This is a genomic window from Streptomyces sp. NPDC051136 (assembly GCF_044455745.1).
In the GTDB taxonomy this organism is placed as follows: domain Bacteria; phylum Actinomycetota; class Actinomycetes; order Streptomycetales; family Streptomycetaceae; genus Streptomyces.
Genome location: NZ_JBITFE010000005.1, coordinates 348,636 through 374,264 on the forward strand (window position 1 = coordinate 348,636; position 25,629 = coordinate 374,264).

A 25,629-nucleotide genomic window follows, 5' to 3' on the forward strand; every position below is an offset into this window, starting at 1 on the left:
GTCACGCCCTGTCCGCAACGCGTTCGCCGAGCAGGCCCTGGGGCCTGAACAACAGCACGAGGATGAGGAGGATGAAGGCCCAGACGTCGGACCAGGACTGGCTGCCGAACTTGTCCAGGCCGGGGATGTCGGCGATGTAGGCGGTCGCCAGGGTCTCGGCGACGCCGAGGGTGATGCCGCCGATCATGGCGCCGTAGATGTTGCCGATGCCGCCGAGGACGGCCGCGGTGAAGGCCTTGAGGCCGAGGATGAAGCCCATCTTGAAGTCGATCTGGCCGTACTTGAGGCCGTTGGCGACGGCGCCGACGGCGGCGAAGACGGCGCCGAGGGCGAAGGCGACCACGATGATGCGGTCGGTGTTGATGCCCATCAGCTTGGCGGTGTCCGGGTCCTGGGCGGTGGCCTGCATGCCCCGTCCGGTGCGGGTGCGCATCACGAAGAAGCCGAGGATGGCCATGCTGACGGGGGCGGCGACGAACAGGAAGATGTCGCCGGTCTGGAGGGTGACGCTGCCGATGTGGAAGGGGCCGCCGTCGATCTGCGGGAAGGTCCGCGCCGACTTGGCCTCGGGGTACCAGGCCCACACCGCCTGCTGGAGCGCGAGGGAGAGGCCGATGGCGGTGATGAGGGGCGCGAGGCGGGGGGCGCCGCGCAGGGGTCGGTAGGCGAACCGTTCCGCCCCGATGGCGACGGCGACGGAGACGACCATGGCGCCGAGGAGCATCAGGGGAAGGGCGATCAGCATGGAGGTGCCGTCGGGCAGGATGTACACGTAGACCGTGAGCGCGCCGAAGGCGCCGGTCATGAAGATCTCGCCGTGGGCGAAGTTGATGAGCTGGACAATGCCGTAGACCATCGTGTAGCCGATGGCGATCAGCCCGTACATGGATCCCAGTAGCAGGCCGTTGACCAGCTGCTGCGGCAGTTCGTTCACCGCATGTCCTCCGAGACTTTCGGACGTTCGACGGATGTGGCCGGATGCGAGTCCGCGCGGGGCGCCTGTGGAACAGCGCCCCGCGCGGCTCGTGGGCTGTGGTGCGGGTGGGGTGTCAGCCGGTGAAGGTGCCGGACTTCACGGAGCCCCAGGCACCGTTCTCGACGGCGTACACGGTGAGCTGCTTGTTGGTGGCGTCACCGAACTCGTCGAAGGAGACCTTGCCGGTCACACCGTCGAAGGAGACGCTCTGCATGGCGTCCACGACCTTGGCGCGGGCGTCGTCGGGGAGCTTCCCGTCGTTGTCCTCGACGACCTTCTTGACCGCCTCGATGATCGCCCAGGCGGAGTCGTAGGAGTAGCCGCCGTAGGCCTCGTAGGCCTCCTTGTAGCCCTCGGCCTTGTAGTTGGCGACGAATTCCTTGGCGGAGGGGAGCTTCTCCACCGGTGCGCCGACGGAGGTCGCGAGGTCGCCGTTGCCGCTGGCACCGGAGAGCTTGATGAAGTCGGCGCTGTAGATGCCGTCGCCGCCGACCAGCGGGATCTTGGCCCCGGCGGCCTTGATCTGCTTGCTGAGGGGGCCGGCCTGCGGGTATTCGCCGCCGTAGTAGACGACGTCGGCGCCGGAGTTCTTGACCTTGGTGGCGACCGCGTTGAAGTCCTTGGTGTCCGGGTTGATGTGCTCGGTGCCGACGACCTTGCCGCCGAGCTTCTTGAACTCCTGGGTGAAGGTGGCGGCGAGGCCGGCGCCGTAGGTCTTCTTGTCGTCGATGACGAAGACCTTCTTCTTCTTGGAGTCGTTGAAGACGTACTGCGCGGCGAACGGGCCCTGGATGGCGTCCGTGGTCGCGGTGCGGAAGTACGACTTGTACGGCCGGACCTTCTTGGTCTGCCAGTCCACGCCCTGGGTGAGCGAGGGGTTGGTGTTGGCCGGGGAGACCTCGACCAGCTTGGCCGTGTCGAAGACCTTCTGCATGGACTCGCCGACCGAGGAGTTCAGCGGGCCGACGACGCCGAGGACGTCCTTGTTGGCGACGAGCTTGGTCGCGTTCTGCTGGCCGACGGACGGCTGGCCCTGGTCGTCGAGGGACTCGACCTTGAAGGTGACGCCGTCGACGGTCTTGTCCTTGTTGGCCGTCTTGGCCGCGAGGTCGACCGAGTTCTTGATGCCGAGGCCCAGCGCGGACAGGTCGCCGGTCAGCGGGGCGTCGACACCGATGACGACGGTGGTGCCACCGCCGCCGTTGCCGGAGTCCGAGCCGCCGCCGTCGTCGTCGCGCGAGCCGCAGGCGGTGAGGGTGAGCGCTCCCGCCGCCAGAGCGGCGGTGATGGCGATGAGCGAACGTTGACGCACGATCAGTCCTTTCCCTGGCACGGCCGCATCCCCGTGGAAGCGGTCGAGTCGAGCGCGAGGCCGAAATGACTATCCGACGGCGCGGTGACTGGCCGTGACTCTAAGCGTGTGTAGGGAAGGTGGAGGAGGGTCTGACTCAGGCTGTGACTCTCTTGTTATGACACCGGGTATTGCAGAGCGGTACTGGCTGGGAAGAAGGGCTGAATTCAGGCCGATTCGCCCTGTCCGCATGGTGAGAACCCGCAGGACGGACGGTCGCGGTTCAGGCGTCTGGGGCGTTTTGGTGATTACCTTGAATCGTTGCCGCAGGCGACCTCAAGGGCCTGGGAGAGGTCCTGCGCATAGCGCGTCCCCAGGATGAAACTGTGAGCCTCTATTGCGCGCGCATTACGCAGCGTTACATCCAGGAAAGGGAGTCCGGGATTCCGGGGCGCTTTTTCACATTCCGTCACCCGCAGCGTGACAATGATCTTGCGGACGGAATGCGGCTTTGTCTGGAAAGGTGCCGCGGGCGAGGAGACCACCGACAGGCCCCGGTAGGGCTGGGTCAGCCGCGTCACGGTGACCGGCGGCCCGGACCGCACGCTGAGCAGCACCGTGAAGCTGAATCCGCCGGCCGGTGCGGCCCGCGAGGCGGTCACGTAGACGAGGTCGACCGCCTGGGACGGATAGGGCGGCGGGGGAGCGGGGCGCGGCTGCGGACGGCTCGCGCACAGGTAGCCGCCGCCCGCCAGGACGACGACGGCTGCGGTGGACGCGAGGACGGCCCGGCGGTGGCGGTCGTAGTGCCGGGCGAGCCGTCCGCGCGGCCGGGGGCGCGGTGCCTCCCGGACGCGGGTGTCCTCACCCGGCTCGACGGGCCCGACGCCGCTCATGACTGCCAGGGGCCGCGGGTCGGACCGCCGTCGCGGTAGCCCTCGGCGCACGCAGTGCGCGTCCGGCGACCGATCAACTCCCCGGCCGCCTCGGTGCCTCGGTCCCGTCGCATGGCCCGCGCCGCGTCCACGACCTCCCGCAGGACGTCGTACTGTCGGTTCGACAGCCCCATCGACTGGTAGTCGCCGTAGGGCTCGGCACCGGCCAGCATCTCGCGCGCCCAGTACTCGACGGCGCTCACGCACAAGTCCGCGCCGGAGAGGGGCCGTCGGGGGCCGGGCGGCGCGGACGGGGCGACCGGGGCGGACGAGGCGGACGTGGTGGGCGGGTTGGGCGCATCACCGGCGGAACCGCGCACTCCGTCACCGGAGTCGCCGCACCCGGCCGCCGTGACGGCGGTCAGCAGCGCCAGTGCCGCCGCTCCCGTTCCCGGGAGCCCTCGCCGTCCCATGCCCCGAAGGTAGGGCGGTGGACGGGCGGGGGCAATGCCGCGGACGCGGGCCCGGGCGCCGGTGCCGTGGACCGGGGCGGCTCGGGGGTGCTCAGCCCGCCGCGCCCGCCGGGGCACCGTCGCCGGGGTTCACGTCGCGCAGCAGGCAGGTCAGCCGGGCCGTGCACACCCGGCGCTCCTGCTCGTCGCTGATCACGATCTCGTACGTCGCCGTCGACCGGCCCCGGTGCACCGGGGTGGCCACCCCGGTGACCAGACCGGAGCGGGCCCCGCGGTGGTGGGTGCAGTTCAGGTCGACGCCGACGGCGATCTTGGACGCGCCGCCGTGCAGCATCGAGCCGACCGACCCGAGCGTCTCGGCCAGCACCGCCGAGGCGCCGCCGTGCAGCAGCCCGTACGGCTGGGTGTTGCCCTCCACCGGCATGGTGCCGACGACCCGGTCGGCCGAGGCCTCGACGATCTGGACGCCCATGCGCGTCCCCAGGTGCCCGGCGGAGAACAGGGCGGGCAGGTCGACACCGAGCGCGGCGTACTCGTCGATGACCTCCTGCGGGAACTGCACCTGCTGCTGCTCACCCATGGCCCGGCTCCGTTTCGTCGTTCCGTCTGCGGCCCTTCCCGCCGGTCGCGGTGACCGGCGGGCCGGCGGGCCGCTCAGCTTCGCTGAGCAAACGCTCAGTCGGTCGCCGATTGTTCCAGACGGACCACCACGGACTTGCTGGCCGGGGTGTTGCTGGTGTCCGCGGTGGCGTCCAACGGCACCAGGACGTTGGTCTCCGGGTAGTACGCCGCCGCGCAGCCCCGGGCCGTCGGGTAGTGCACGACGCGGAAACCGGGCGCCCGCCGCTCCACGCCGTCCCGCCACTCGCTCACCAGGTCGACGTAACCGCCGTCCACGACGGCCAGCTCCCGGGCGTCCTCCGGGTTGACCAGGACGACGCGGCGGCCGTTCCTGATCCCCCGGTAGCGGTCGTCCAGACCGTAGATGGTGGTGTTGTACTGGTCGTGCGAGCGCAGCGTCTGGAGCAGCAGCCGTCCCTCCGGCAGCTCGGGGTGCTCGACCGGCGCGGCGGTGAAGTTGGCCTTGCCGGTGGCCGTCGGGAAGCGCCGCTCGTCGCGCGGGGCGTGCGGGAGGGCGAAGCCCCCGGGACGCGCCACGCGCGCGTTGAAGTCCTCGAAGCCCGGCACGACCCGCCCGATGCGGTCCCGGATCGTCGCGTAGTCCTTCTCGAACTCCTCCCACGGCGTGCGGCTTTCCTCGCCCAGCACCCGGCGCGCCAGCCGGCACACGATCGCCGGCTCGGACAGCAGCTGCGCGCTCGCGGGCTCCAGGCGGCCGCGCGAGGCGTGCACCATGCCCATGGAGTCCTCGACGGTCACGAACTGCTCGCCGCCGCCCTGGAGGTCGCGCTCGGTGCGGCCCAGCGTCGGCAGGATCAGCGCCCGTGCGCCGGTCACCGCGTGCGAGCGGTTCAGCTTCGTCGACACGTGCACCGTCAGCCGGGCGCGGCGCATGGCCGCCTCGGTGACCTCCGTGTCGGGGGAGGCGGAGACGAAGTTGCCGCCCATGGCGAAGAACACCTTCGCCTCGCCGTCGCGCAGCGCGCGGATGGCCCGTACGACGTCGAAGCCGTGCTCGCGCGGCGGCGCGAAGCCGAACTCCTTCTCCAGGGCGTCCAGGAAGGCGGGCGCGGGCCGCTCGAAGATGCCCATCGTGCGGTCGCCCTGCACGTTGGAGTGGCCGCGCACCGGGCAGACGCCCGCGCCGGGACGGCCGATGTTGCCGCGCAGCAGCAGGAAGTTGACCACCTCGCGGATGGTGGGCACCGAGTGCTTGTGCTGGGTCAAGCCCATCGCCCAGCACACGATGGTGCGCTCGGAGGCGAGCACCATGCGCAGCGCCTCCTCGATCTCCGCGCGCGTGAGACCGGTCGCCGCAAGCGTCTGCTCCCAGTCGGCGGCGCGGGAGGCCGCGGCGAACTCCTCGTATCCGTGCGTGTGTTCCTCGACGAAGGTCTCGTCGACCGCACCCTCGGTCTCCACGATCAGCTTGTTGAGGAGCCGGAACAGGGCCTGGTCGCCGCCGAGGCGGATCTGCAGGAAGAGGTCGGTGAGGGCGGCGCCCGCGGTGAGCCCCTTGGGGGTCTGCGGGTTCTTGAAGCGCTCCAGCCCGGCCTCGGGCAGCGGATTGACGCTGATGATCCGGGCGCCGTTCGCCTTGGCCTGCTCCAGGGCGGAGAGCATCCGCGGGTGGTTGGTGCCCGGGTTCTGGCCGGCCACGATGATCAGGTCGGACTTGTGGAGGTCCTCCAGCAGGACGCTGCCCTTGCCGACGCCGAGGGTCTCGGACAGGGCCGAGCCGGACGACTCGTGGCACATGTTGGAGCAGTCCGGCAGGTTGTTGGTGCCCAGCTCGCGCGCGAAGAGCTGGTAGAGGAACGCCGCCTCGTTGCTGGTGCGCCCCGAGGTGTAGAAGACGGCCTCGTCGGGCGAGCCGAGGGCGGCGATCTCCTCGGCGACGATGTCGAAGGCGCGCTCCCAGGTGACCGGCTCGTAGTGCGTCCCGCCCTCCGGCAGGTACACCGGATGCGTCAGCCGGCCCTGCTGGCCCAGCCAGTAGCCGCTGCGGCCGGCGAGGTCGGCCACGGAGTGCGCGGCGAAGAACTCCGGCGTGACCCGGCGCAAGGTGGCCTCCTCGGCCACGGCCTTCGCGCCGTTCTCGCAGAACTCCGCCTTGTGCCGGTGGTCGCCCTCGGGCCAGGCGCAGCCCGGGCAGTCGAAGCCGTTCTTCTGGTTGACGCTCAGCAGCGTCAGCGCCGTCCGCCGCACCCCCATCTGCCGCTGCGCGACCCGCAGGGTGTGGCCGATGGCCGGGATGCCCGCCGCCGCGTGCTGGGGCGCCGAGACCTCCGGCGCGTCCTGGACCGGATCACCCTTGGGCGGCTTGGTGGCCATCGCGCGCTCCTTCGCTTACGCGTTGTGAAGTACGTCTCCGATCCTCGCACGCCCCGGTGACGGTGAGGCCGTCCGGGAGGGGACGCAGCGGGTGAGCAAAGCTTGCGGACCCCGCGGTGCCGGCGCCGCCCGACCGGCACGGAACGGCCGCGGACGGCGAGGGCGGGACCGAGTGTCAGTGGCACGTGGCAGGATCGGTGTCGTGGCGAAGACAGCATCGAAGAAGACCGACAGCACCTCCGGTGACCGACCGCGGCTGATGCTCATGGACGGGCACTCGCTGGCGTACCGCGCGTTCTTCGCGCTGCCCGCGGAGAACTTCACGACCGCGACGGGCCAGCCGACCAACGCGATCTACGGCTTCGCGTCGATGCTGGCCAACACCCTGCGTGACGAGGCGCCCACGCACTTCGCGGTGGCGTTCGACGTCTCCCGCAAGACCTGGCGGTCGGAGGAGTTCACCGAGTACAAGGCGAACCGCTCCAAGACTCCCGACGAGTTCAGGGGCCAGGTCGAGCTGATCGGCGAGCTGCTCGACTCCATGCACGTCCCCCGCTTCGCCGTCGAGGGCTTCGAGGCGGACGACGTCATCGCCACCCTCGCCACCCAGGCCGAGGCCGAGGGCTTCGACGTCCTCATCGTCACCGGCGACCGGGACTCCTTCCAGCTGGTCAGCGAGCACACCACGGTCCTGTACCCGACCAAGGGCGTCTCCGAGCTGACCCGCTTCACCCCGGAGAAGGTCTTCGAGAAGTACGGGCTGACCCCCGCCCAGTACCCGGACTTCGCGGCGCTGCGCGGCGACCCGTCCGACAACCTGCCCGGCATCCCGGGCGTCGGCGAGAAGACCGCCGCGAAGTGGATCAACCAGTTCGGGTCGTTCGCGGAGCTGGTGGAGCGCGTCGACGAGGTCAAGGGCAAGGCCGGGCAGAACCTGCGCGACCACCTGGAGTCCGTCAAGCTCAACCGCCGGCTCACCGAGCTGGAGCGGCGCGTCGAGCTGCCGAGGACCGTCACCGACCTGGAGCGGACGGCGTACGACCGCAAGGGCGTCGCCATGATCCTGGACACCCTGGAGATCCGTAATCCGTCCCTGCGCGAGCGGCTCTACGCCGTCGACCCGGGCGCCGAGGAGGCCGAGGCCGCCCCGGTGGTCGCGGACGGCGTGGAGCTGGACGGCACGGTGCTCGGCACCGGCGAGGTCGCCGCCTGGCTCGCCGAGCACGGCGAGCGGCCGCTCGGCGTCGCCACGGTCGACACCTGGGCCCTGGGCACCGGCTCGGTCACCGAGGTCGCGCTCGCCGCGGCCGACGGCAAGGCCGCCTGGTTCGACCCGACGGACATCGACGAGGCCGACGAGACGGCGCTGCGGGCCTGGCTCTCGGACCCGGACCGGCCGAAGGTCCTGCACAACGCCAAGGGCGCGATGCGGGTCTTCGCCGAGCACGGCTGGAGCCTCGCGGGCGTGGGCATGGACACGGCCCTCGCCGCGTACCTGGTCAAGCCGGGCCGCCGCTCCTTCGACCTGGACGCGCTGTCCCTGGAGTACCTGCACCGCGAGCTGGCCCCCGCCGCCGCGGCGGACGGGCAGCTCGCCTTCGGCGCGGACGAGGGGGCCGAGGCCGAGGCGCTGATGGTGCAGGCCCGCGCGATCCTCGACCTGGGCGAGGCCTTCGAGGGCCGCCTGGCGGACGTCGGCGCCGCCGACCTGCTGCGCGACATGGAGCTGCCCACGTCCGCGCTGCTCGCCCGCATGGAGCGGCACGGCATCGCCGCCGACCGGGAGCACCTCCAGGCCATGGAGCAGATGTTCGCGGGCGCCGTCCAGCAGGCGGTGAAGGAGGCCCACGCGGCGGCCGGACGTGAGTTCAACCTCGGCTCGCCCAAGCAGCTCCAGGAAGTCCTCTTCGGCGAGCTGAACCTGCCGAAGACCAAGAAGACCAAGACCGGCTACACCACCGACGCCGACGCCCTGGCCTGGCTCGCCGCCCAGACGGACAACGAACTGCCGGTGATCATGCTCCGCCACCGTGAGCAGGCCAAGCTGCGCGTCACGGTCGAGGGTCTGATCAAGACGATCGCCGCGGACGGCCGCATCCACACCACGTTCAACCAGACGGTCGCCGCGACCGGCCGCCTCTCCTCCACCGACCCGAACCTCCAGAACATCCCGGTGCGCACCGACGAGGGCCGCGCCATCCGCCGCGGCTTCGCGGTCGGCGAGGGCTTCGAGTCCCTGATGACGGCCGACTACAGCCAGATCGAGCTGCGGGTGATGGCCCACCTGTCCGAGGACGCGGGCCTGACCGAGGCGTTCACGTCCGGGGAGGACCTGCACACCACCGCCGCGGCGCAGGTCTTCTCCGTCGAGCAGTCGGCCGTGGACGCGGAGATGCGCCGCAAGATCAAGGCCATGTCCTACGGTCTGGCGTACGGCCTGTCGGCCTTCGGCCTCTCCCAGCAGCTGAACATCGAGGCGGCCGAGGCGCGCGGCCTGATGGACGCCTACTTCGAGCGCTTCGGCGGCGTGCGCGACTATCTGCGCCGGGTCGTCGACGAGGCGCGGGCCACGGGATACACGGCGACCCTCTTCGGCCGCCGCCGCTACCTGCCCGACCTCAACAGCGACAACCGCCAGCGCCGCGAGGCGGCCGAGCGCATGGCCCTGAACGCGCCGATCCAGGGCACGGCGGCCGACATCGTCAAGATCGCCATGCTGAACGTGGACAGGGCGCTGCGCGAGGCCGGCCTCGCGTCCCGCATGCTGCTCCAGGTCCACGACGAAATCGTGCTGGAGATCGCCCCCGGCGAGCGCGCGGCGGCGGAGGAACTCGTCCGCCGCGAAATGTCGAACGCCGTACAGCTCAGCGTCCCTCTGGGCGTCTCGGTGGGCGTGGGCCCGGACTGGGAGTCGGCGGCGCACTAGGGGGTGTCGCTCCGCTCGGGTCGGCTGCGGGCGGCGGTGCCCCGTCGCCGACCTGCCGCAAGGTGGGTGGCGAAGGCCCCGGCCGCCTCGTCCGGCAGCCGGCCGGCCTCCAGCGCGGTGCGCAGCCGGGTGTGGTTCAGCACCCAGGGCGACGTCCAGCACCTCGCATACCCGCGTGCGCCGGTGGCGACGGCTGCGGCACAGGCACAGACCGTGCCCGCCCGCCCGCGCCATTGCCTTCGGGGTCGCCTACTCCTGTGGCGCCTGCTCGTCCAGCTCCGCCAACCCGTCCTCCCACCGCTCCCTGCGCGCCCTGTCGGACTGTTCCCACCAAGGCGTGCCCCGCTCCCCCAGAGCGGTCTTCGCCCGGTTCACCCGCGCCCGCGCCGTCGCTTCAGCGCTCGCGTCGCTCTCGGCGAGGGCGGAGCGCACCGCACGCCGAGCCGACATCAGATGGCGCCGGAGGCGGGCCGCGGCCTCCTCCGGGACGGAAGGGTCGGTCGCTCGCCACTTCCGCCCCCGGACGACGACGAAATGCCCGTCAGGTGTCCGCTCCGGTGACTGGTCCGCCTTCACGGAACCGATTCTGCCCGCCAGGGCGCCACGGCGCAGAAGGAGCGCGAGACGGTGTCCGGGCCAGGAGGGGACGCCCGGCGTGACGCTCGTCGGCGACGCCGCGCCGCATCGCCTGCGGGCGGCCGCGGCCCACCCGACGAAGCCGCCGCGGACAGTGCGGAACCCGGCGAGGCACTGCCGGGGCCCCGTGATCGAGGCCGCCCGCCGGCCCGCTCCACCGGCGGAGGGCCGGGCCGTCCCCGCCCCGCCCCGCCCAGGTACCGGGGGCCCGTGCGCCCCGTCACTCCGGTGGCCCCCGACGAAACGCCCCGCCCCTCGTCTCCCGTGAGGATGCGGGCATGGGTATACGCATGCTCCACCACCGGACGAACCCGGCACGGGCACGCACCGACGGACCCGCCCGCGCGCCGCTCCTCCGGGTCCCGGTCTTCGCGCCGGGCGCAAGTACCGGCCGCACCCCCGCCACCCTCGCGACGGCCCTGCACCGCACGGGGAAGGACCTCCGCCGCGGAATCACCCGCCGGGCCCCCGCGACCGCCGCTCCGCACGAGACGTCCGCCCGGCACCTGTGGGCCGACCTGGCCCGCGGGTACCTCGCGCTGGCGCTCACCCTGCTGCCGCGCTCCCGCCCCGCCCCCACCTTCACCGTGTTCGTCGCGACCGCCGACCGAAGGTGACGGCAACGAGACTCCTCATATGGCCAACCGGTGAATATCGGGCACGAACGGGTGCCCGTGCAAAGCAAGTTGCCGTAGGGTCGCCTGCGGCACCGTGCAGGTCGAACGGACGAGCGCCGTGCTGGTGAGAACGCGGTGCAACCACGGGTGCCGGCCGATCGTCACAACAGGGCGGACCCAGCGGGTACGACGGGCGAGTACGACAGCAGAAGACGGACGGAGAGGGACGCGCGGGCGTCCAGGGGAGGGCTTCACTCTATGGCGGCGAGTTTCGACAGGAGGCTCCGCAAGGCCGCGGTCACGACCACCGTGGCGGCGGTCGCGGTCGCGGCCCTGTCCGCGTCCCAGGCGCCCGAGGTGACGGCCGACGGCAACGGCAGACGGACCACCGCCGACAACGTCCCGGCGTCCGACTCGCCCGCCGCGGGAAGCGCGACCGGCAACTCGCCGTACTACACCGACCTTCCGCCGCTCAACAGCCCCAACCCCGCGCCGACCGCGGGCACCCCCACGTCCCCGGGCGCCAACGAGACCGGCGTTCCCGCGACCGTCCTCGACGCGTACCGGAAGGCCGAGTCGGAGCTGCGCCGGGCCAAGCCCGGATGCAACCTGCCGTGGCAACTGCTCGCCGCCATCGGCAAGGTGGAGTCGGGTCAGGCACGCGGCGGCCGCGTCGACGCCAACGGCACCACGATCGGCAAGATCATCGGCCCGCAGCTCGACGGCAACGGGTTCGCCCTCATCAAGGACACCGACAACGGCGTCTACGACGGCAACAGCGGTTACGACAACGCCGTCGGCCCCATGCAGTTCATCCCGTCCACCTGGGCGTGGGCCGGCCGGGACGGCAACGGCGACGGCAAGGACGACCCCAACAACGTCTACGACGCCGCGCTGGCCGCAGGACACTACCTGTGCCGCAACGGCTGGGACCTGTCCGTCCAGGCCGACCTCAACCGCGCGATCCTCAGCTACAACAACTCGCAGGACTACCTGAACACGGTCCTGTCGTGGCTGGAGCACTACCGCCGCGGCACCCACGAGATCCCGGACGGCACCGGCAGCCTCCCGGTCGGGCGCAGCGACGACCCCTTCACGGGCATCGGTCCCACACCGGGCCGGGCGGGGTCGTCCAGCGGCCCCCGGACTCCCTCGACGCCCAGCCCGCACCCGGCCCCGAGCAAGCCGCCGGCGACGCAGAAGCCCACCCCGCCCGGCACGGCGAGCCCCAAGCCGCCCGAGGACCCCGAGCCGCCGACGGGGACCACCCGCCCCACCCCCACGGACACGGTCCACCACCTGGAGAACCCCGGCGCCACGGCGCTCACCGCGACCGCCGGCGACACCTTCGCCGGGAAGATCGGCGCCCGTGCCGAGACCCAGAAGGGAGAGGCAGTCGGCAAGGTACGCGTCCGCTTCACCGTCCTGGGCGACACGGACGCGACCTTCACCGGCGGCGAGAAGGTCGCCGCGGTCCTCACCGACGCCTCCGGCGTGGCCGTCGCGCCCAAGCTGGTGGCGGGCGAGCGGACCGGCCGGTTCACCGTCCGCGCCACCGTGATCGGACGCACCGTCCCGGGTGTGGACTACAAGGCCACCGTCACCGAGCGCGTCGCCGACACCCTCACCCGCACCACCGGGACCGAGCTGACGTGCACGCCGGGCGGCGCGTTCGCCGACCCGGTCGAGGTGAAGGCCACGCTGAAGGGCGCCGTCGCGGACAAGGTCGCCGTCACCGCGACCCTCGTCACCTCGGCCACCGACCCGGCCGAGAACGACAAGGGCCCCTACTTCAAGGACGCGGACGGCAAGGCCGTCCGCACCCTGACCGGCCTGAGGACCGACGCCGACGGCCTGCTGCGCCTGCCGAAGCTGTACGCCGACGACGCCGAGGGCACCTACGTCCTCCGGCTCACCACGCCGGGCGGCGCTGCCCTCGACGTCACCCTGAAGGTGGCCAAGGCGGCCGACCCGGCAACGGAGCCCTCCACCGGCACGTCCGCAAGCCCGTCCACCGCACCGTCCTCCGCACCGCAGGCGTAGGCGCCGTTCCCGGCCCGGCGGGGACCGCGGCCTCGCCGGGCCGCGGTCACCTGCCGAGCCGGGCCTTGGTGTACCGGGTCGGCTCCGCCGTGGCGGGGTCCTCGGGCCAGGGGTGCTTCGGATACCGGCCGCGCAGCTCCGCCCGTACGCCCTTGTAGCCGTCCCTCCAGAACGAGGCCAGGTCGGCTGTGACCGCGGCGGGCCGGCCGGCGGGGGAGAGCAGGTGGACGAGGAGCGGTGTCCCGGCGATCCGGGGCGACTGCTGGAGCCCGAACATCTCCTGCAACTTCACCGCGAGCACGGGTTGTTCGGGGTTTTCGTAGTCGATGCGGATCCTGGAACCGCTGGGAACGGCGATCCGTTCGGGGGCCAGTTCGTCGAACCGGGCCGCTTCCCCGGAGGCCCAGGGCAGCAGCCGCGTCAGCGCCTCCGGGGCGTCGATCCGCCCCAGGTCGGCCCGGCGCCTGGCCCGGCTCAGCTCGGGCTCCAGCCACTCCCGCGCGCGGGCGAGGAGCGCCTCGTCGCCGACGTCCGGCCAGGGATCGCCCAGGTGCCGCCGCAGGAACGCGAGCCGCTTGCGCAGCAGACCGGCCTCGGCCGAACGCCGCAGCAGCCCGAGCCCCTCCCGCCGCAAGCCCTCCAGCAGGGCGTCCCGCACGAGACCGGGATCGGCACCGGTGAGGGGCCGCGCCGACAGCTCCACCGCCCCGAGCCGCTCGACCCGCCGGGCCACGACGTCGCCGTCGGCCCAGTGCACCTCGTCCCGCTCCGTCAGCAGCGCCCCCGCCGCCAGCCGGGCGGTGTCCTCGTCGACGACGGCGCCGAGCTGCACACGCGCGTGCCCCCGTCCCACCGGCCGGTCGGCCACGGCGACGGCGATCCAGGGCGCCCCGCGCAGCGCGGACGCCTCCGGCAGCTCGGCCCGCGTGCCGGAGACCATCAGGTACGAACCGCCGTCCTTCCTGGCGACCCGCTCGGGGAACGCCAGAGCGGCCACCAGCCCGGCGAGCGCGTCGTCGCCGAGCTGCCCCCGCCCGTCGTCCCCGCCGTCCCCGTCCTCCACGGCGCCCCGCAGCCGCCGCACCTCGGCCCGCCACCGGGCCCCGTAGGCGTCCCCCGCGCGCCGGGCCGCCCGCAGCGCGGCGGCGAGATCGTCCCCGTACTCCCGCGGCGCCTCCTCGCTCAACAGGCCCACCACCTCGGCCACCGCATCGGTCCCCGCGCCGCCCGCCTCTGGAGCCGGGGCACCGGAGGCGGCCGCCCGGGGCGCCGTCCGGGCACCCGCCGCCCGCGCGTCCAGGAGCGCCCGGCCCAGCCGGGGATGCAGGCCGAGGCGGGCCAGGCGCACACCCCGCTGCGTCGCGCGGCCGGCCGGGTCCACCGCGCCGACCGCCTCCAGCACCGACCGGGCGGCCCGCATCGCCCCGGCCGGCGGCGGATCGAGCAGGGCCAGACCGGACGCGTCCGGATCGCCCCAGCAGGCCGCCTGCAACGCGAACGCCGTCAGGTCGGCCACCTTGATCTCCGGTGCCGGGAACCGCGGCAGCCGGGCGTCCTCCGCCTCCGCCCAGCAGCGGTACACCGCCCCGGGCGCCTCCCGGCCGGCCCGGCCCGCCCGCTGCCGCGCCGCCGCCCGCGAGGCCCGGACCGTCGTCAGCGCGCTCAGCCCGCGCGCGTGGTCCACCCGCGGCTCCCGCGCGAGGCCCGCGTCCACGACCACCCGCACACCCGGCACCGTCAGCGACGACTCGGCCACCGAGGTCGCCAGCACCACCCTGCGCCGCGCCCCGGGCGCCAGCACCGCGTCCTGCACCGCGGCGGGCGCCCGGCCGTGCACCTGGAGCACGTCGACGCCCGCGAGCCCGCCCAACTGCCCGGCGACCCGGGAGATCTCGCCGACGCCCGGCAGGAAGCACAACACGTCGCCGTCCCGCTCGGCCAGGGCCCGCCGCACCACCGACGCCACGTGCGCCAGCAGCGCCGGGTCCACCCGCATACCGTGCGGCGGCCGCACGGGACGCGCGGGCGGCGTCCACACGACCTCGACGGGGTACGACACGCCCGCCGCCTCGACGACCGGCGCGTCGCCCAGCAGCCCGGACCAGCCCTCGGCGTCGGTGGTGGCCGACGCGGCGACCAGCCGCAGCTCCGGACGCAGGGCCTGCCGCACGTCCCACAGGAACGCCGCCGTCGTGTCCGCGTCCAGATGCCGCTCGTGGCACTCGTCCAGCACCACCACGTCGACGCCCGTCAGCTCCTGGTCCCGCTGGAGGCGCTGGAGCAGTACACCGGTCGTGACGACCTCCACGCGCGTGTGGCGCCCGACGACCCGCTCGCCGCGCACGGTGTGGCCGACACTCGCGCCCGGCCTCTCACCCAGCAGCCACGCCATCCGCCGCGCCGCCGCCCGGGCCGCGATCCGCCGCGGCTCGGCCACGACGACGCGCCGCGCGGGAGCAGCCTGCCCGCCCAGCAGCCCGGCCAGGGCCAGCGGCACCAGCGTCGTCTTGCCGGTGCCGGGCGGCGCGACCAGCACCGCCGTGCCGTGCCCCTCCAGGGCTTCGTGCAGCGCGGGCAGCGCGCCGCGCACGGGCAGCGCCTCCAGGGCGTCGTAACGGATCACGCCCCCAGTGTCGTACGTCCGCGAAAGCGTCCGTCGCGCGCGAGGGCAACCGCTTCCCGGGACGGCTCAGTCACGCTCGCAGACGAAGATCGCCGTCCCCGGGATCAGATGACCGCGCAGGGGCGACCAGCCGCCCCACTCCGAGGTGTTCCAGTCCGGCCACTCCGGCTCCACGAGGTCCACCAGCCGGAACCCGGACGTCACCACGTCCCGCACCCGGTCACCGAGCGTCCTGTGGTGCTCGACGTACACCGCCAGGCCCTCGTCGTCCTGCTCCACGTACGGCGTGCGGTCGAAGTACGAGGCGGACACCGACAGCCCCTCGGGGCCCGGCTCGTCGGGGAAGGCCCAGCGCAGCGGGTGCGTGACCGAGAAGACGAAGCGGCCGCCGGGGCGCAGCACCCGGCGCACCTCGCGCAGCACCAGCCGCGGGTCGGCGACGAACGGCAGCGCCCCGTACGCCGAGCAGGCCAGGTCGAACGAGCCGTCGGCGAAGGGCAGGACCGACGCGTCGGCACACACCAGGGGGAAGGGGCTGCCGATGCGCAGGGCGTGCTGGAGCTGGCGGTGGGAGAGGTCCAGGGCCACCGGGCGGGCACCCTGGGCGGTCAGCCAGCGCGAGCACTGGGCGGCGCCGGCGCCGATCTCCAGGACGTCCTTGCCCTTCAGGTCCTCCGGCGGGCCGAGCAGCTCGGCCTCCACCTCGTCCAGACCCTCGGGGCACCACACGAAACGGTCGTCGCCGAGGAAGGTGCCGTGCTCGGTCTGGTACTCGTCCGCGTTCCGGTCCCACCAGCCGCGGTTGGCGCGGGAACTCTCCGTGACCCCGGCGGCACGCCGGGTGGCCTCGGGCTCGACTCCTTCGGCTCCCTCGGCCCCTGATGCGGCCTCGGGCGTGACGGGCTCTTGGATGACCGGCTCCCTCGTACTAGTCTGCGGGCTCTTCCGTGCCGCCGGCCCCGCGTGTCACGCAAGGGGCATTCCGGGGTCCGCGTGGCCTCGGGGGACGGCTTTTGTGCCGGGTATGCGACGATCCGCCCCGGGTGTGCGGCTTCGCGCATTGACCCTGCCCGGCTGCCCCCGTATGCTACAAGTTGCGCTGCGGGCCTGCGCACCTCAGACGTAGCAGGTCGCGCTCGCATCTGTTGTATGTCCCCTCGGTTCTCGAGGCGTCACCAGTGGTTTTCGGTGACGCTTCCTTGGCTGTCCGGCTTCTGCAGAGCGAAACGGGCTCCCGGCGTAAGCAGTACCTACGACTTCAATGTCCGTACCGGAGCCCTTTCCCACATGACGAGCAGCACCGAGACCACCGCCACCACCCCGCAGGTTGCGGTCAACGACATCGGTAACGAGGAAGCCTTCCTCGCCGCGATCGACGAGACGATCAAGTACTTCAACGACGGCGACATCGTCGACGGCGTCATCGTGAAGGTCGACCGGGACGAGGTCCTGCTCGACATCGGTTACAAGACCGAAGGTGTCATCCCGAGCCGCGAGCTCTCGATCAAGCACGACGTCGACCCCAACGAGGTCGTCGCCGTCGGTGACGAGATCGAGGCCCTGGTCCTCCAGAAGGAGGACAAGGAAGGCCGCCTGATCCTCTCGAAGAAGCGCGCCCAGTACGAGCGTGCCTGGGGCACCATCGAGAAGATCAAGGAAGAGGACGGCATCGTCACCGGTACCGTCATCGAGGTCGTCAAGGGTGGTCTCATCCTCGACATCGGCCTCCGCGGCTTCCTCCCGGCCTCCCTGGTCGAGATGCGCCGCGTCCGCGACCTCCAGCCCTACGTGGGCAAGGAGCTCGAGGCGAAGATCATCGAGCTGGACAAGAACCGCAACAACGTGGTCCTGTCCCGCCGCGCCTGGCTGGAGCAGACCCAGTCCGAGGTCCGCCAGACGTTCCTCACCACCCTCCAGAAGGGTCAGGTGCGTTCCGGCGTCGTCTCCTCGATCGTCAACTTCGGTGCCTTCGTGGACCTGGGTGGCGTCGACGGTCTGGTCCACGTCTCCGAGCTGTCCTGGAAGCACATCGACCACCCCTCCGAGGTCGTCGAGGTCGGCCAGGAGGTCACCGTCGAGGTCCTCGACGTGGACATGGACCGCGAGCGTGTCTCCCTGTCGCTGAAGGCGACCCAGGAAGACCCGTGGCAGCAGTTCGCCCGCACCCACCAGATCGGCCAGGTCGTGCCCGGCAAGGTCACGAAGCTGGTGCCGTTCGGTGCGTTCGTCCGCGTGGACGAGGGCATCGAGGGTCTGGTCCACATCTCCGAGCTGGCCGAGCGCCACGTGGAGATCCCGGAGCAGGTCGTCCAGGTCAACGACGAGATCTTCGTCAAGGTCATCGACATCGACCTCGAGCGCCGCCGCATCAGCCTCTCGCTGAAGCAGGCCAACGAGGCCTTCGGTGCCGACCCGTCCACGGTCGAGTTCGACCCGACCCTGTACGGCATGGCCGCGTCCTACGACGACCAGGGCAACTACATCTACCCCGAGGGCTTCGACCCCGAGACCAACGACTGGCTCGAGGGCTACGAGACCCAGCGCGAGGCCTGGGAGACGCAGTACGCCGAGGCCCAGCAGCGCTTCGAGCAGCACCAGGCGCAGGTCATCAAGTCCCGCGAGGCGGACGAGAAGGCCGCTGCCGAGGGCGTCGACACCGCGGGTGCGGCCCAGGCCGCCTCCAGCGGCGGTGGCGGCGGCTCGTACTCCTCCGAGGGCGGCGACAACTCCGGCGCCCTGGCGTCGGACGAGGCGCTGGCCGCGCTGCGCGAGAAGCTGGCCGGCGGCCAGAGCTGACGCTCTGAGCACCGGCCGCTGACCCGCGGCATGTGAAGCACGGCGGTTGCCCGAGGGGCCGCACCTTCCGAGGTGCGGCCCCTTCGGTGTGTCCCGACGGGAATGCCGCACCCCACCGGGGTGTTGTGATCCATGAACACGAGGAGGGGAGCGGTCACCGTGCTTGATCCGCAGGATTTGTACACCTGGGAGCCGAAGGGCCTTGCCGTCGTCGACATGGCACTCGCCCAGGAGTCGGCCGGACTGGTCATGCTGTACCACTTCGACGGCTACATCGACGCCGGCGAGACCGGCGACCAGATCGTCGACCAGGTGCTCGACTCGCTGCCCCACCAGGTCGTCGCCCGCTTCGACCACGACCGGCTCGTGGACTACCGCGCGCGCCGGCCGCTGCTGACGTTCAAGCGGGACACCTGGACCGACTACGAGGAACCCACCATCGAGGTGCGGCTCGTCCAGGACGCCACCGGTGCGCCCTTCCTGCTCCTGTCGGGCCCCGAGCCGGACGTCGAGTGGGAGCGCTTCGCCGCCGCCGTCGGCCAGATCGTGGAGCGGCTCGGTGTCCGCCTGGCGGTGAGCTTCCACGGCATCCCCATGGGCGTCCCGCACACCCGGCCCGTCGGCATCACCCCGCACGGCACCCGCACCGACCTCGTGCCCGGCCACCGCAGCCCCTTCGAGGAGGCGCAGGTCCCCGGCAGCGCGGAGGCGGTCGTCGAGTACCGGCTCGCGCAGGCCGGCCACGACGTGCTCGGCGTCGCCGCGCACGTCCCGCACTACATCGCACGCTCCGCGTACCCGGACGCGGCGCTGACCGTCCTGGAGGCGGTCACCGCGGCGACCGGTCTGGTCCTGCCGGGCATCGCACACTCCCTGCGCACCGAGGCCCACCGCACCCAGACGGAGATCGACCGGCAGATCCAGGAGGGCGACGAGGAGCTCACCGCCCTCGTCCAGGGCCTGGAGCACCAGTACGACGCCGCCGCGGGCGCCGAGACCCGCGGCAACATGCTCGCCGAGCCGGTGGAGATCCCCTCCGCGGACGAGATCGGCCTCGAGTTCGAGCGGTTCCTGGCCGAGCGGGAGGGCGACAACTGACGCCGTGACCGGCACCCTCTAAGCTTCCGCTCATGCTGAAGGTGGGTCTGACCGGCGGGATCGGCGCCGGCAAGAGCGAGGTGTCCCGGCTCCTCGTCGAGCACGGCGCCGTACTGATTGACGCCGACCGGATCGCGCGCGAGGTCGTCGCGCCGGGGACCCCGGGACTTGCCGCGGTCGTGGAGGCGTTCGGCGAGGGGGTCCTCGCCGAGGACGGCAGCCTGGACCGGCCGAAGCTGGGCTCGATCGTGTTCGCCGACCCGGAGAGGCTGGCCGTCCTGAACGGGATCGTGCACCCCCTGGTGGGTGAGCGCTCCCGCGCCCTGGAAGAAGCCGCCGCCGATGACGCCGTCGTCGTCCACGACGTTCCCCTGCTCACGGAGAACGGCTTGGCGCCGCTGTACGACCTCGTGGTCGTCGTCGACGCCGACCCCGGCACGCAGCTCGACCGGCTGGTGCGGCTGCGCGGCATGACCGAGCACGACGCGCGTGCCCGCATGGCGGCCCAGGCGACGCGTGAGCAGCGCCGGGAGATCGCGGACGTGGTCGTCGACAACGACGTACCGCTGGAGGAGCTGCGGCGCCGCGTGGCAGAGGTCTGGGCCGAACTGGTGCGCAGAGCGCGCACGGAATAGCGGTCCCGACGCGGGCGTTGATCCCTTTCAGCGAGGGAAGGACTCAGCCGTGCCCGAGACAAGCGGTCCGACCGGACGTACCCCCGAGACGGACGTCATCGACTTCCGCGCCGCGGAGCACCTGCTCGCGGCACGGGACCCGCGCGGCGCGGTGAAACTGCTCGACGGGGTCATCGGCGCCCACCCCGAGAACACCGCCGCCCGGCTGCTGCGCGCCCGGGCCTTCTTCGCCGCGGCGCAACTGCGGCCCGCCGAGCTGGAGTTCACCATCGTCCTGGAGCGCGAGCCGGACAACGCCTTCGCGCACTTCGCGCTCGCCCGCACCTATGAGCGCCGGGGCTGTCCCGACCAGGCCAGGCGCCACTTCCGGCTGGCGGCCGCCCTGGACCCGAACCCGGAGTACCTTCAGCAGGCCCGGTTCGACTCCTGACGTCAGCGTCTCGGCGGCAGGTACGGCGGAATGTCCCGGCCCGGCTGGTAGTGCGGGCCCTGGCGGAGGTGCCGCAGGATCACGGTCAGGTCGACCGTGGCGACGAGCCACAGCACTCCGCAGGCCAGCGCCCACCCGAACCGCCCCGTGAGCGCGAAGACGGCCGTGCCGAAGACCGCCCAGACCAGCCCCCACAGACTCAGCCAGAACCGCGCCCGCAGGGCACTGCGCGCGGTGACCGGTTCACTGCCCGTACGCATCGGTACACCACTCCCGTCCTCCTGTATCGAACGTACTGCGGCGGGCCGGACGGCGGAAACGAGCCCTGCGGGCGGTGCCGCTGGGGCAGGGGGAGGGGCACGGGCGGACGTGGAGGGAGAGGCCGGGACGACCGATGAGTTCCGGGGCGGAGAACGGTCTGCAACCCGACCGGACACGGACCGTTCCTCAGCTCAGGAGACCACCATGACCGACACCACCGTTCCGCCCGCCTCCGCCTCCGCCTCCGCCGCCGCGCCGGCCCGTGGCCGTGGCGCCCGTGGCGCCCTGCGCGCGGTGCAGGTGCTCCTCGCGGTGTTCTTCGCCGTCGCGAGCGCTCTCCCCAAGCTGATCGCGCACTCCTCGGCGGCCGACACCTTCGCCGAGATGGGCTGGGGCGACGCCGGCATGTACGCCATCGGGGTCCTGGAGCTGGCCGGAGCGATCGCCCTGCTGGTCCCGGTGCTCCAGTCGGTGGCGGCGACGGCACTGGCCGCGCTGATGGTGGGGGCGTTCGTCGTCCAGCTCAGCTGTTTCGACGGCGCGAATGCGGCGACCCCGCTCATCCTGATGGTGCCGCTCCTGGTCGTCGCCCGGGCCCGACGCGGGCACAACGCGGACCTGCGCCGCCTGGTGCGCGCCCGGACCCGGCGAGCATGAGCGGGTGCGCCCCGCCGGAGGCGTGCTCAGGGCCGGGTCTCGGCGCTCCTGCGGGAGCTGCTCAGGCCCTCGAGCCCGCGCAGCCGCTCCAGCTCACGGCGGTCGCGCTTGGTCGGGCGGCCGGTGCCCCGGTCGCGGACGCCGGCCGGTGCGACGGCCTCGCGGGGCGGGGGCGGCGGGGAGTTGTCGACGTAGCACTGGACGGCGACCGGGGCACCGACCCGCTTGCGGATCAGCCGCTTCACGACGACGATCCGCTCCCGGCCTTCCTGCCGCAGGCGCACCTCGTCGCCGACGCGGAGCGAGTACGCGGGCTTCACCCGCTCGCCGTTGACCCGCACGTGGCCACCGCGGCAGGCGGTGGCGCCCAGGGAACGGGTCTTGATCAGCCGCACGGCCCAGATCCAGCTGTCCACGCGGACGCTCTCGCCGTTCTGCGGCCCGGCGGCCTCGGCGGCGGCGATCGCCGCGGCGGTCTTCGGGTCCGGCGCGGCGGTGGCGGCGGTCTTCGGGTCCGGCGCGGCGGCGGTGGCGGCGGCGCCGTCCTGCGGGGCGGCCACCCGGCCGCTCCCGCCTTCGTCTTGCTCGGAAGCCATGGTCCGACCTTAACCGCCCGGCACGGCGGCCCGGACCGCAATGTCCGCGCCGGCCGGCGGCCGACGGACCCGGCCCGACGCCCGAACCCTGCCCGCGGCCCCCACGGGAGGCCGCGTGCCCGGCGCGCCCGTGGAGGGGCCTACGGTGGACGCATGGACACCGGCGGCCTCTCCGTACTCGACCAGCGCATCGCGGGATGCCGCGCCTGCCCGAGACTGGTCGAGTGGCGGGAGGAGGTGGCCCGTACCAAGCGGGCGGCCTTCGCCGACTGGACGTACTGGGGCAGGCCGGTGCCCGGATTCGGCCCGCCGGACGCCCGTGTGCTGATCCTCGGCCTGGCCCCCGCCGCCCACGGCGGCAACCGCACCGGCCGGATGTTCACCGGTGACCGTTCCGGAGACGTCCTGTTCCAGGCGCTGTACGACGTGGGCCTCGCCTCGCAGCCCACCGCGGTCTCGGCGGACGACGGCCTGGAGCTGTACGGCGTCCGCGTCACCTCCCCGGTGCACTGCGCCCCGCCCGCCAACAAGCCGACCCCGGCCGAACGGGACACCTGCCGGTCCTGGCTCGTCCAGGAGCTCGAACTGCTGCGGCCGACGCTGCGCACGGTGGTCGTGCTCGGCGCCTTCGGCTGGCAGGCCGCGCTGCCCGCCTTCGCCGGGGCGGGCTGGACCGTGCCCCGCCCCCGCCCCGCCTTCGCACACGGCAGCCACGTGAGGCTGGACGCCCCCGACGGGCCGGGCCTGGACCTCTTCGGCTGCTTCCACGTCAGCCAGCGCAACACCTTCACCGGCCGGCTCACCCCCGGCATGCTGCGCGACGTGCTGCGCACGGCGGCGGACACGGCGGGGCTGCCCACCGGGTGAGGCCCCGCCGTAAAGGGAATGAGCGCCCGGGCCGTCGCGGCTACGGTGCTCCGATGGGCCTGTATCCGGAGATCGAACCGTACGACCACGGCATGCTCGACGTCGGCGACGGCAACCTCGTGTACTGGGAGACGTGCGGCAACCCGCACGGCAAGCCCGCGCTGGTGCTGCACGGCGGGCCAGGCAGCAGCGCGGGACCGAACCTCAGGCGGTACTTCGACCCCGAGGCCTACCGGATCGTCCTCCTCGACCAGCGCGGCGCCGGACGTTCACGGCCCCGGGCGAGCGCCCACGACACCGACATGAGCGTCAACACCACCGCCCGCCTCATGGCCGACCTGGAGCAGCTCCGCGCCCACCTGGGCATCGAGCGCTGGCTGGTGTGGGGCGCGTCGTGGGGCTCGGTCCTGGGCCTGCGGTACGCGCAGACGCACCCCGCAGTGGTGACCGAGCTGGTGCTGACCGGGGTCGCGACCGGCTCCAACGCCGAAGTGGCCCTCCTGACCCGCGGGTTGGGGACCTTCTTCCCGGAGGCCCACGAGCGGTTCCTCGCCGAGCTGCCCCCGGGCGAACGGGACGGGAACCCGGCCGCCGCGTACAACCGCCTGCTGGAGTCACCGGACGCGTCGGTGCGCGAGCGGGCGGCGCGGGCCTGGACCGACTGGGAGACGGCGATCATTCCGGCACCGCCCGGTTCGGTCGCCCGGTTCCAGGACCCGGAGTTCCGCATGGGCTTCGCCCGTACCGTCACCCACTACTGGGGCAACGACCACTTCCTCGGCGACGGCAACGACGAGGGCGTAATCCTCAGGGACGCGCACCTGCTGAGGGGAATCCCCGGCACCCTGGTCCAGGGCAGCCTCGACTTCGGCAACCTCCTCGGCATCGTCTGGCGGCTCCACCACGCCTGGCCGGACAGCGAACTGGTGCTGGTGGACGAGGCCGGGCACGACGCCGGAGCGACCGGGGACGCGGCCCTGCTGGCGGCGACGGACAGGTACGCCCGCGGTGGCACCGCGGGATGACCCCCTAGGGGCGCCACACGTAGCGCACGTCCGGCTCCCGCTCCTCGTTGCGGGCGCCGTCCGTCCACTGCACGGGAGTGAAACCGTGCCGCTCGTAGAAGCGGCGCGCGGGCTCGTTGACCTGGAAGGTCCACAGCGACAGCCCACCCGCGCGGCGCTCCTTGGCCAGGGCGACGAAACGGTCCCCGATCCCGCGTCCGCGCCGCTCGGGGGCGAGGTACAGCTGCGCCAGCTCCCCGCCCTCCAGGGCCATCACCCCGACCACCGCGCCGCCGGCCTCCTCCGCGACCCAGGTCTCGTGCCGTTCCACCACCACGTGCCGGAAGTACGCACGCACCTCCGTGTCGGAGTGCGGCCGCACGACGGTCGGCAGTGCGGCGGTGAAGGAGCGCAGCCAGACGTCGGCCGCCGCACGCGCGTCGGCGGCCGCGGCACGCCGCAGGACCACCGCACCTGCCTGCGTCCCCGCCCCCGTCTCCCCGTTCACGGACGGCCGCCCTCCGGCACCACCGCGGTCGCGGTGATCTCCACCAGCTGCCCGGGATACCCGAGACAGGCCACCCCGAGCAGTGTCGAGGAGTGCGGGCCGGCACCGAGTCCGGACGCCTCGACGACCTCCCAGACGGCGGACAGCGCGGCCGTGTCGGTGCCGACGACGTACACGTCGGTCGACACCACCTGCTCCAGTTCGCTTCCGACGGCACGCACCTGCTCGGTGAGGTTCGCGATCACCTGCTCGGCCTGACGGACCGGATCGCCCTCGCCGACCAGCTTCCCCTCCGCGTCGAGCGGGACGGAACCGGCGAGGAAGGCGAGCCTGGTCCCGGCCTCGACGACGGAGGCGTGGGAGTAGGCGGGTGGCGGGAACAGGCCGGGTACGGTGACGCGCTGGATCACGTGGGCTCCTGACGACGCTGGGACGACCCGCCGATCGTCCGCCCCGCGCCCGCCCCGCGCACCCGAATATCCCTCGCGGCCGGCCCCCCGGGACGCCTAGGCTTCCGGCGTCCGTCGCGCCCGCCCGACCCTCAGGAGTGCGCACCCGTGCCCACCTCCACCCTCACGGACCGGGCGTTCCTCGACACCACCGCCGACCGGCTCGCCGCCCTGCCCACGGTCCGGGCGGTCGCCCTCGGCGGTTCCCGGGCCCAGGGCACGCACCGACCCGACAGCGACTGGGACCTGGCGGTCTACTACCGGGGCGCCTTCGACCCCGACGACCTGCGCGCCGTGGGCTGGGCGGGGGAGGTCTCGGAGGTCGGGGCCTGGGGCGGCGGTGTCTTCAACGGGGGCGCCTGGCTGACGATCGACGGGCGCCGGGTCGACGTGCACTACCGCGACCTCGACGTCGTCGAGCGCGAGGTGACGCAGGCCCAGGCGGGCCGCTTCGGCATCGAGCCGCTGCTGTTCCACCTGGCGGGCATTCCGACGTACCTCCTGGTCGCGGAGCTGGCGGTCGACGAGGTGCTGCGCGGCGACCTGCCCCGCCCCGCCTACCCGCGGGCCCTGCGCGACACCGCCCCCGAGCGCTGGTACGGCGCCGCAACGGCCACCCTCGCCTACGCCAGGGCCGGCCACGCCCCCAGAGGCGCCCTCACCCAGGTCGCCGGCGCGATCGCGCTCGCCGCGACCCAGACGGCACACGCGGTCCTGGCGGCGCGGGGGGAGTGGGTGACGAACGAGAAGGGGATGCTCGGGCGGGCCGGGCTCGACGGGGTCGACGCACTGGTGGCGGGCCTGACGACGGAGCCGGAGACCCTGGCACGGGCGGTCGGCGACTGCGAGTCGCTGCTCGGGGGTGCCGTGGAGGCGGCCCGGCGGGCGTGACGCGGGACGGTACCCGGCCCGG

General features: G+C 72.9%; 25 protein-coding genes. 11 read left to right on the plus strand and 14 right to left on the minus strand.

Annotated elements, in window-relative coordinates; all coding sequences use genetic code 11:
• Nucleotide 1: 1 nt before the first annotated feature.
• From ACIBCJ_RS16830 to ACIBCJ_RS16855, 6 genes are all read right to left on the minus strand, one after another.
• The gene (locus ACIBCJ_RS16830) at nt 2-934 is read right to left on the minus strand and encodes a branched-chain amino acid ABC transporter permease (protein WP_133888487.1); all 933 of its coding nucleotides are present in this window, start codon (nt 932-934) and stop codon (nt 2-4) included.
• Between the two features lie 115 nt (nt 935-1,049).
• The gene (locus ACIBCJ_RS16835; RefSeq protein WP_362506846.1) at nt 1,050-2,288 is read right to left on the minus strand and encodes a branched-chain amino acid ABC transporter substrate-binding protein; all 1,239 of its coding nucleotides are present in this window, start codon (nt 2,286-2,288) and stop codon (nt 1,050-1,052) included.
• A gap of 287 nt (nt 2,289-2,575) precedes the next feature.
• On the minus strand, nt 2,576-3,163 hold the full coding sequence (locus tag ACIBCJ_RS16840; protein ID WP_365980198.1) for a Tat pathway signal sequence domain protein: 588 nt from the start codon (nt 3,161-3,163) through the stop codon (nt 2,576-2,578).
• Nucleotides 3,160-3,615, minus strand: coding sequence for a hypothetical protein (locus ACIBCJ_RS16845; protein ID WP_365980199.1), 456 nt, complete (start codon nt 3,613-3,615; stop codon nt 3,160-3,162). The genes ACIBCJ_RS16840 and ACIBCJ_RS16845 overlap by 4 nt, the downstream gene beginning before the upstream one ends.
• 91 nt (nt 3,616-3,706) lie before the next feature.
• Nucleotides 3,707-4,195 (minus strand): hotdog fold thioesterase, encoded by a 489-nt coding sequence (locus tag ACIBCJ_RS16850; protein ID WP_362506837.1) that lies wholly within the window; start codon nt 4,193-4,195, stop codon nt 3,707-3,709.
• Between the two features lie 95 nt (nt 4,196-4,290).
• Nucleotides 4,291-6,570 (minus strand): FdhF/YdeP family oxidoreductase, encoded by a 2,280-nt coding sequence (locus ACIBCJ_RS16855; RefSeq protein ID WP_365980200.1) that lies wholly within the window; start codon nt 6,568-6,570, stop codon nt 4,291-4,293.
• A 202-nt stretch (nt 6,571-6,772) separates the two neighbouring features.
• Here ACIBCJ_RS16855 and polA point away from each other — a divergent pair, with 202 nt between their 5' ends.
• On the plus strand, nt 6,773-9,496 hold the full coding sequence (gene polA, locus ACIBCJ_RS16860; protein WP_365980201.1) for a DNA polymerase I: 2,724 nt from the start codon (nt 6,773-6,775) through the stop codon (nt 9,494-9,496).
• Here the strand turns inward: polA and ACIBCJ_RS16865 are convergent.
• Entirely contained in the window at nt 9,493-9,639 is a 147-nt protein-coding gene (locus tag ACIBCJ_RS16865) for a hypothetical protein (protein ID WP_365980202.1), read from the minus strand. The genes polA and ACIBCJ_RS16865 overlap by 4 nt on opposite strands.
• A gap of 106 nt (nt 9,640-9,745) precedes the next feature.
• Entirely contained in the window at nt 9,746-10,072 is a 327-nt protein-coding gene (locus tag ACIBCJ_RS16870) for a hypothetical protein (RefSeq protein ID WP_365980203.1), read from the minus strand.
• 338 nt (nt 10,073-10,410) lie between these two features.
• On the opposite strand from ACIBCJ_RS16870, the gene ACIBCJ_RS16875 reads away from it, so the two are divergent.
• Both ACIBCJ_RS16875 and ACIBCJ_RS16880 read left to right on the plus strand, forming a co-directional pair.
• On the plus strand, nt 10,411-10,749 hold the full coding sequence (locus tag ACIBCJ_RS16875) for a hypothetical protein (protein WP_362106159.1): 339 nt from the start codon (nt 10,411-10,413) through the stop codon (nt 10,747-10,749).
• A 258-nt stretch (nt 10,750-11,007) separates the two neighbouring features.
• Nucleotides 11,008-12,792 carry a lytic transglycosylase domain-containing protein gene (locus tag ACIBCJ_RS16880; RefSeq protein ID WP_365980204.1) on the plus strand — a complete coding sequence of 595 codons (1,785 nt, stop codon included), beginning with the start codon at nt 11,008-11,010 and terminating at the stop codon, nt 12,790-12,792.
• Between the two features lie 46 nt (nt 12,793-12,838).
• On the opposite strand, the gene hrpB is transcribed toward ACIBCJ_RS16880, so the two are convergent.
• Both hrpB and ACIBCJ_RS16890 read right to left on the minus strand, forming a co-directional pair.
• The gene (gene hrpB, locus ACIBCJ_RS16885; RefSeq protein ID WP_365980205.1) at nt 12,839-15,415 is read right to left on the minus strand and encodes an ATP-dependent helicase HrpB; all 2,577 of its coding nucleotides are present in this window, start codon (nt 15,413-15,415) and stop codon (nt 12,839-12,841) included.
• Between the two features lie 66 nt (nt 15,416-15,481).
• On the minus strand, nt 15,482-16,144 hold the full coding sequence (locus tag ACIBCJ_RS16890; RefSeq protein ID WP_362106168.1) for a class I SAM-dependent methyltransferase: 663 nt from the start codon (nt 16,142-16,144) through the stop codon (nt 15,482-15,484).
• 558 nt (nt 16,145-16,702) lie between these two features.
• Here ACIBCJ_RS16890 and rpsA point away from each other — a divergent pair.
• The 4 genes from rpsA to ACIBCJ_RS16910 all read left to right on the plus strand — a co-directional run bounded on the left by rpsA (nt 16,703) and on the right by ACIBCJ_RS16910 (nt 20,374).
• Entirely contained in the window at nt 16,703-18,211 is a 1,509-nt protein-coding gene (rpsA, locus tag ACIBCJ_RS16895) for a 30S ribosomal protein S1 (RefSeq protein ID WP_133888498.1), read from the plus strand.
• 159 nt (nt 18,212-18,370) lie between these two features.
• Nucleotides 18,371-19,309, plus strand: coding sequence for a PAC2 family protein (locus ACIBCJ_RS16900; RefSeq protein WP_362106312.1), 939 nt, complete (start codon nt 18,371-18,373; stop codon nt 19,307-19,309).
• Nucleotides 19,310-19,341: 32 nt separating this feature from the next.
• On the plus strand, nt 19,342-19,944 hold the full coding sequence (gene coaE, locus ACIBCJ_RS16905; RefSeq protein ID WP_365980206.1) for a dephospho-CoA kinase: 603 nt from the start codon (nt 19,342-19,344) through the stop codon (nt 19,942-19,944).
• 49 nt (nt 19,945-19,993) lie between these two features.
• Nucleotides 19,994-20,374: a tetratricopeptide repeat protein gene (locus tag ACIBCJ_RS16910; protein WP_362106175.1), complete on the plus strand. Its 381-nt coding sequence runs from the start codon at nt 19,994-19,996 to the stop codon at nt 20,372-20,374.
• 2 nt (nt 20,375-20,376) lie between these two features.
• Here ACIBCJ_RS16910 and ACIBCJ_RS16915 read toward each other — a convergent pair whose 3' ends face one another.
• Nucleotides 20,377-20,634 carry a DUF6343 family protein gene (locus ACIBCJ_RS16915; protein ID WP_362106178.1) on the minus strand — a complete coding sequence of 86 codons (258 nt, stop codon included), beginning with the start codon at nt 20,632-20,634 and terminating at the stop codon, nt 20,377-20,379.
• 205 nt (nt 20,635-20,839) lie between these two features.
• Here ACIBCJ_RS16915 and ACIBCJ_RS16920 point away from each other — a divergent pair, with 205 nt between their 5' ends.
• Complete coding sequence (locus ACIBCJ_RS16920; protein ID WP_365980207.1) at nt 20,840-21,292, plus strand: DoxX family protein; 453 nt, start codon at nt 20,840-20,842, stop codon at nt 21,290-21,292.
• Between the two features lie 26 nt (nt 21,293-21,318).
• On the opposite strand, the gene ACIBCJ_RS16925 is transcribed toward ACIBCJ_RS16920, so the two are convergent.
• On the minus strand, nt 21,319-21,888 hold the full coding sequence (locus ACIBCJ_RS16925; protein WP_362106184.1) for an RNA-binding S4 domain-containing protein: 570 nt from the start codon (nt 21,886-21,888) through the stop codon (nt 21,319-21,321).
• 153 nt (nt 21,889-22,041) lie between these two features.
• On the opposite strand from ACIBCJ_RS16925, the gene ACIBCJ_RS16930 reads away from it, so the two are divergent.
• Nucleotides 22,042-22,755 (plus strand): uracil-DNA glycosylase, encoded by a 714-nt coding sequence (locus ACIBCJ_RS16930; RefSeq protein ID WP_362106187.1) that lies wholly within the window; start codon nt 22,042-22,044, stop codon nt 22,753-22,755.
• A gap of 53 nt (nt 22,756-22,808) precedes the next feature.
• Nucleotides 22,809-23,780 carry a prolyl aminopeptidase gene (pip, locus tag ACIBCJ_RS16935; RefSeq protein WP_365980209.1) on the plus strand — a complete coding sequence of 324 codons (972 nt, stop codon included), beginning with the start codon at nt 22,809-22,811 and terminating at the stop codon, nt 23,778-23,780.
• A gap of 4 nt (nt 23,781-23,784) precedes the next feature.
• On the opposite strand, the gene ACIBCJ_RS16940 is transcribed toward pip, so the two are convergent.
• Nucleotides 23,785-24,267 carry a GNAT family N-acetyltransferase gene (locus tag ACIBCJ_RS16940; protein ID WP_365980210.1) on the minus strand — a complete coding sequence of 161 codons (483 nt, stop codon included), beginning with the start codon at nt 24,265-24,267 and terminating at the stop codon, nt 23,785-23,787.
• Nucleotides 24,264-24,677 carry a RidA family protein gene (locus ACIBCJ_RS16945; RefSeq protein ID WP_365980211.1) on the minus strand — a complete coding sequence of 138 codons (414 nt, stop codon included), beginning with the start codon at nt 24,675-24,677 and terminating at the stop codon, nt 24,264-24,266. The genes ACIBCJ_RS16940 and ACIBCJ_RS16945 overlap by 4 nt, the downstream gene beginning before the upstream one ends.
• Nucleotides 24,678-24,824: 147 nt before the next feature.
• Between ACIBCJ_RS16945 and ACIBCJ_RS16950 the strand changes: the two genes are divergently transcribed.
• The gene (locus ACIBCJ_RS16950; protein WP_362106199.1) at nt 24,825-25,607 is read left to right on the plus strand and encodes a nucleotidyltransferase domain-containing protein; all 783 of its coding nucleotides are present in this window, start codon (nt 24,825-24,827) and stop codon (nt 25,605-25,607) included.
• The last annotated feature ends 22 nt before the right edge of the window (nt 25,608-25,629 follow it).

Bases quoted from the DNA above. Each gene is read 5' to 3' on its own strand.
- ACIBCJ_RS16840 (WP_365980198.1), bottom strand. From the start codon at position 3,163: ATGAGCGGCGTCGGGCCCGTCGAGCCGGGTGAGGACACCCGCGTCCGG.
- ACIBCJ_RS16845 (WP_365980199.1), bottom strand. From the start codon at position 3,615: ATGGGACGGCGAGGGCTCCCGGGAACGGGAGCGGCGGCACTGGCGCTG.
- ACIBCJ_RS16850 (WP_362506837.1), bottom strand. From the start codon at position 4,195: ATGGGTGAGCAGCAGCAGGTGCAGTTCCCGCAGGAGGTCATCGACGAG.
- ACIBCJ_RS16855 (WP_365980200.1), bottom strand. From the start codon at position 6,570: ATGGCCACCAAGCCGCCCAAGGGTGATCCGGTCCAGGACGCGCCGGAG.
- ACIBCJ_RS16875 (WP_362106159.1), top strand. From the start codon at position 10,411: ATGGGTATACGCATGCTCCACCACCGGACGAACCCGGCACGGGCACGC.
- ACIBCJ_RS16880 (WP_365980204.1), top strand. From the start codon at position 11,008: ATGGCGGCGAGTTTCGACAGGAGGCTCCGCAAGGCCGCGGTCACGACC.
- rpsA (WP_133888498.1), top strand. From the start codon at position 16,703: ATGACGAGCAGCACCGAGACCACCGCCACCACCCCGCAGGTTGCGGTC.
- coaE (WP_365980206.1), top strand. From the start codon at position 19,342: ATGCTGAAGGTGGGTCTGACCGGCGGGATCGGCGCCGGCAAGAGCGAG.
- ACIBCJ_RS16915 (WP_362106178.1), bottom strand. From the start codon at position 20,634: ATGCGTACGGGCAGTGAACCGGTCACCGCGCGCAGTGCCCTGCGGGCG.
- ACIBCJ_RS16920 (WP_365980207.1), top strand. From the start codon at position 20,840: ATGACCGACACCACCGTTCCGCCCGCCTCCGCCTCCGCCTCCGCCGCC.
- ACIBCJ_RS16925 (WP_362106184.1), bottom strand. From the start codon at position 21,888: ATGGCTTCCGAGCAAGACGAAGGCGGGAGCGGCCGGGTGGCCGCCCCG.
- ACIBCJ_RS16930 (WP_362106187.1), top strand. From the start codon at position 22,042: ATGGACACCGGCGGCCTCTCCGTACTCGACCAGCGCATCGCGGGATGC.
- pip (WP_365980209.1), top strand. From the start codon at position 22,809: ATGGGCCTGTATCCGGAGATCGAACCGTACGACCACGGCATGCTCGAC.